The organism is Aquimarina discodermiae (genome assembly GCF_040786235.1).
Taxonomy (GTDB): Bacteria; Bacteroidota; Bacteroidia; order Flavobacteriales; family Flavobacteriaceae; genus Aquimarina.
Genome location: NZ_JBFMKP010000060.1, coordinates 1 through 5,932, shown reverse-complemented (window position 1 = coordinate 5,932; position 5,932 = coordinate 1). Strand labels below are relative to the sequence as shown.

Annotated in this window: 2 protein-coding genes; one reads left to right on the top strand and one right to left on the bottom strand. The window is 35.9% G+C overall.

Features of this window, described 5'->3' with window-relative positions; all coding sequences use genetic code 11:
• Nucleotides 1-3,551 (bottom strand): Calx-beta domain-containing protein (locus tag ABW636_RS22395; protein ID WP_367592328.1); only part of this gene is annotated, 3,551 nt, incomplete at its 3' end.
• 538 nt (nucleotides 3,552-4,089) lie between these two features.
• Here ABW636_RS22395 and ABW636_RS22390 point away from each other — a divergent pair.
• Nucleotides 4,090-5,676, top strand: coding sequence for a peptide chain release factor 3 (locus ABW636_RS22390; protein WP_367592327.1), 1,587 nt, complete (start codon nucleotides 4,090-4,092; stop codon nucleotides 5,674-5,676).
• Nucleotides 5,677-5,932 lie beyond the last annotated feature (256 nt).

Here is a 5,932-nt window from a genome sequence, read left to right as displayed (position 1 = left end):
GTAGGCACTGGATCATCATCATCGATTGTTCCTATACCCTGAGCATCGGTAACTGTTAAGGTAGTGTTTGTTGTATTGGTTTCGGCATCAGTGATATTTACTTCAAAAGTCTCTTGTGGCTCATTGGTTGTATCTTCAACCGTGGCAACAGTAATACTTGCGCTACTATCTCCTGCCGGGATGATAACTGTTAAAGTTGGTTCTGTATAATCATCAGTCTCAACGGCAGTAGCATCATCAACCGTAAAAGTAACCGTGATCGCTTCTATACTAGGGTTTGATAAACTTACTGTAAATACAGCATTGTCTCCTTCATCAACCGTAACATCATTGATACTTACTTCTGAAATGATACAAATATTGGCATTAGCATCTGTAACAGCCGAATTAGTTCCTGTAGTATAATCAATACCTGTCTCTGTCACTAATCCATTTCCATTTACAGTAGCAGGGTCGCTTACCCCAAATTGTCCTCCATCTGCTCCATCTGCATTCCAAACATTATAGGCTTCATTCGCGTCACTACATCCATCTCCGTCACTATCCAAATTAATATGATTAGAAATACCCGGTGTAGTTGCAGTTGGAGTTGAAATTCCTGATCCCCCATTTGCACTAGAAGGAACACCATCTGTAGCAATATTATTTACATTATTATCATCATCATCATGAACACCATCATTATTAACATCTGTTCCTCCCGCTTCTACTACATCATAAATTCCATCATTATCAGCATCCAGATCTAAATAATCTGCAATCCCATCATCATCGGTATCACAAACTAAATGCACTCCAAAAGCAATTGCTTGTCTGCCACTACCTCCATGTGCAACAGACACATCAAGAACAGTAGCATCAAAAGTACTATATATTCCGATACCTGAAGTAGAATTCGTCTGTACCAATGTTTGTGTATTTTCACCAGTATACGTTCCTCCTGCACCTGAGGTTTCAATCAATTTCCAGTTCCCTCCATTGGTGGTATAGGTATTTGTTTCAAGGTTTCCTGTTGTTTCAGCATCAATTGCCAAAAGATCCATAGGTACTGTATTTCCATTTTTGGTAGCTGCAAAAGTTACTCTAAATGATACTGCTTCTCCTGATCCTCCATAAAAAGCTTCTGTAGTACCTGCAGTGTCATATAAATTTATCAATTGAGCTACAGGAACCACACTCATATCTGTTGGAACATAAGTCCCTCCATTAACCACATTAGAAAAGGTTGCTGTTATTTCTAAACCATCTGGTAAAGTAAATGTTTGAGCATCTCCATCTTGAATACCATTTGCAAAAACCGCATCTGTCCAGTTAAAAAGGTAAAATTGATCTTGAAAAGTACCAGTACCCGAAGTAGAGTTTGCTACCAAAGGTTGATCACAACGTAACTCAACACTATCCAAAATACCATCATTATCATTATCTAAATCACAAATTGCATTTACTCCATCTGCATCTGCATCGTTAGCAGTTACTAAACCAGGTGTTGCTCCATTTGTACATGGGGCAGATACCGATAAGCTAGCCTGCGCTTCTTCAAAGCAAATATTTGCTTCATTGGTAAAAATTACTTTATATAAATTTCCGTCATCACCAGAAACTAAAGCTGGAGTTGTATAGTTTACGGTACTTCCTGAAACTACTGTTCCTGTTGCTCCTGCGATATTTGCAAAACCACTTCCAGAATCCAATTGCCATTGATAAGTAACATCTGTACTAGCTGTTGTTGCTGGAGTGGTCGTCACTACTGTAGTTGATGCTACTGCACTAAAAGTAGCTGTATTACCAACGGTTTCTGCCTGATTTGAAGGTGCTGTATCTATATTTAAAGTGATCCCTTGCTGAAAAGTATTGCCTGCAGTGACTGTGGCAGGAGTTGTAGTATATGCATCTCCAGTTCCATTTACTCCGGCTACAATCACCAAACCATTTGCATTTACGCCTCCATTACCTAGAGTTGGCGTATCAGGACCAAAGATACCAGTATCACCATCATCTGCATTTGCATTTGCATATGCCTCATTTGCATCTGTACAACCGTCATTATCGCTATCCAAATCTAAATAGTCTGGTCTCCCATCATCATCAGTATCTACGTTTTTACAGGCAAATAATATAATTTCAATCCCATCACCAGTCCCTGTTGTTCCAGCTTGTACAAATTGTAATGTAAATGAAGATACATTTTGGTTTATTTGTAAAGATCCTGCTGCTGTTCCATTATCATCTAATGTACTTTCTATTATTCCCGTAGATGGTGTTTCTACCCCGCCATCTCTAACCGTTATATCTCTAGTACTAAAATCCTGAGTCCCCTCTAAAGGAGTCCAGGTAAGTCCACCTTGCAATGTTATTTCTGCTGAATTTTGTTTTCCCAACGCGCCTCCTATTCTATCAAAATGAATAATTGGGTTATCAACAATTACAGGATTACCTGTACTATCTTCAAAATCTACGGTTAAAGTTGTTCCCCAATCATAAGCATTCTGAAGAGAAACGTCGCCTGGTAAATCTTCTGACCAAAAGCCAGTTCCCGCAGCGTTAAAACCTCCTAATACAAATGAACTAGTTTCTGTTGTAGATACTCTAGCAATAACTCCATCTCCATAATCAAAAGATGCTGTTGTTCCGGACGTACTCCATGTACCTGATTGTAAAGAAGTACATTTTCCTTCATCAATATCGGTTATACCATCATTATCATCATCAAGATCACAACCATCAGGCACCCCATCGTTATCATTATCTTGTGTATCATCAAAACCTGGACATATATCTGAAGTATCTGGAACTCCGTCATTATCAGAATCTGTATCTGTACATACAACTAATATAAATTCAAGCGTATCTGCTCCCAAACCTGCAGGTCCTACTAAATTAAATTGAACTGTAAAAGTAGATACCGTTGTATCTATTTGTAAAGAACCCGAAGCAGATCCATCAACATCATTAAGCGTACTTTCTGTGACATAACCTGCTCCTTCTGGAGTTCCTGCACCAGCATCTTTAACTGTAGTAGCAGTAACATCAAAATCATTTGTTCCTCCTGCTAGTGCTGTCCATGTAAGCCCCCCAAGTAATGTTATTTCAGATGAATTTTGAATTGTACCATTAGTCCCTCCAATTCTATCAAAATGAATTATGGGATTATCTACATTTACTGGGTTACCCATGCGATCTTCAAAGCTAACCGTCATTGTAGATCCCCAATCAAATCCATTCTCTAACGACAAATCGCCCTCTAACGTTTCTGACCAAAAACCAGTTCCTAATGTATTAAACCCGCCTGTTATAAAGGGGGAACTAGTTGTTGTAGTTACCTTTGCTATTACACCATCCCCAAAATCATAACTAGCTGTAGTTCCCGAAATAGTCCAAAAACCAGATTGTTCTGGAGTACACATAAAAAAGGCATCCTCTACGCAGTTATCAAAACCCTCTGCTTGAATACTCGTACAATTAATTATTAATAAAATGAATAGTACAACTTTACTCAAAAAATTTTCTTGTCCAAACTTATATGCTTTTCCAAGTTTAGTATTCTTTTTCATACATTCTTTTTAGTACTTTGCTTTTTTAATAACAAAAAAATTAAACCATTGTTTAAATGCGGGAAAACCGTATTTAAGGGGGAATACAAATTTTGTTATATTTTTTAATTTTTTTGCAATAAATACATCGGTATTTTTATACTTTTCGACATAAAATGTATTTTACCGACAAACAGCACTTTTTTGAATAGAATGTAAGTGTTATATCAGGGAATTTTCAGGTCTAAAATGGTCATTTTTAAAATTATCCGGGAAATTACCCCCCGTATATACCCTTGTATTTCAACTAATAAAATCACGTATCACTACGTTTCTTAACAAGGATTAACTGACAAAAAATAACCATTTGATGTTAGGGTTCATTAAAAATCAACCCTTCGTTTTACAGTTGATAATAGATTATAATTGACATCAATTCTATATTTTTAACCTATATTTGCGTCCTTGCCAAATACCTGATAATTACGGTGTCATTTTGCATCCATAATTGGTATTAATCGGCTCTTATTTGACATTTAGAACCATACGTTTAAAGCAGATGAAATTTACAGACGAAATAGGTAGAAGAAGGACTTTTGGAATAATTTCCCACCCAGATGCGGGTAAAACAACTTTAACTGAAAAGTTATTACTTTTTGGAGGTGCTATTCAGGAAGCAGGGGCCGTAAAATCAAATAAAATTAAGAAGGGTGCTACCAGCGATTTTATGGAGATTGAACGACAAAGAGGTATATCTGTTGCCACATCGGTTCTCGCTTTTGAATATAAAGACATTAAAATAAATATACTTGATACCCCAGGTCATAAAGATTTTGCAGAAGATACTTTTAGAACATTAACTGCTGTAGATAGTGTCATCGTTGTAATCGATGTTGCCAAAGGAGTCGAGGAACAAACAGAAAAGTTAGTATCTGTTTGTAGAATGAGGAACATCCCAATGATTGTCTTTATTAATAAATTAGACCGCGAGGGAAAAGATGCTTTTGAGCTTTTGGATGAGATTGAGCAAAAATTAGGGCTTACAATTACTCCTTTGAGTTTTCCTATTGGAATGGGATATGATTTTAAAGGTATCTATAATATATGGGAAAAAAACATAAACCTTTTTAGTGGAGATAACCGAAAGAATATAGAAGAAACTATAAAGATATCAGATTTATCCTCTCCAGACCTAAACAACCTTATAGGGGATGACCCAGCCGATACTTTACGTGAAGAGTTAGAGCTGGTAGATGGTATTTATCCAAAATTTAATCAAGATGATTATATAGCTGGTAATTTACAGCCTGTATTTTTTGGTTCTGCATTAAACAATTTTGGAGTACGAGAACTATTAGATTGTTTTGTTACGATTGCACCACCTCCAAGACCTAAAGAAAGTGACCTGAGAATCGTACACCCCGAAGAAAAAGATTTTACAGGATTTGTTTTTAAAATCCATGCCAATATGGATCCAAAGCATAGAGATCGATTGGCATTTATAAAAATTGTATCTGGTACTTTTGAAAGAAACGTTCCCTACCTTCATACAAGACAAAATAAAAAGCTTAAATTTTCAAGTCCAAATGCCTTCTTTGCAGAAAAGAAAGAAATTGTAGATATTTCCTTTCCAGGTGATATTGTTGGATTACATGACACCGGTAATTTTAAAATTGGAGATACCTTAACTAACGGAGAAAAACTTCATTACAAAGGCATCCCTAGTTTTTCTCCCGAACATTTTAGATACATTAACAATGCCGATCCAATGAAATCTAAACAGCTAGCCAAAGGCATTGATCAATTAATGGATGAAGGAGTTGCACAGCTTTTTACTTTAGAAATGAATGGAAGAAAAGTTATAGGAACAGTAGGGGCCTTACAGTACGAAGTAATTCAATACAGGCTTGAGCACGAATACGGTGCGAAATGTACGTATGAAAACTTAAATGTTCATAAGGCTTGTTGGGTAGACACAGAAGTTAAAAATGAGGAGGAGTTTAAAGAATTTAAACGAGTAAAAAGTAAATTTTTAGCCAAAGATAAACAAGGGCAATTGGTGTTTTTTGCAGATTCATCATTTAGTTTGCAAATGACGCAACAAAAATATCCTTCAATCCAATTTCATTTTACATCAGAATTTTAAACCGGAATATGCATTAGAAAATCTATTACAGCTTCCTATTGCTTCAAAAACTGACGCATTGCTGTATTTTTAATGTAACCATAGCCCTTCGTTACAAGCAAGCCGATAACTAAGTTAAATGAATAAAAAACTAGAAACCTGAGTTCGATTAATATTTAGAGGATTTTTTGTAGCAAAAAAGATAAGTTTTTAGTAAATTAAAGTACTGAATTTCAATTTATTAATCTAAAAACCTATCTATGATATCTTATGCTAA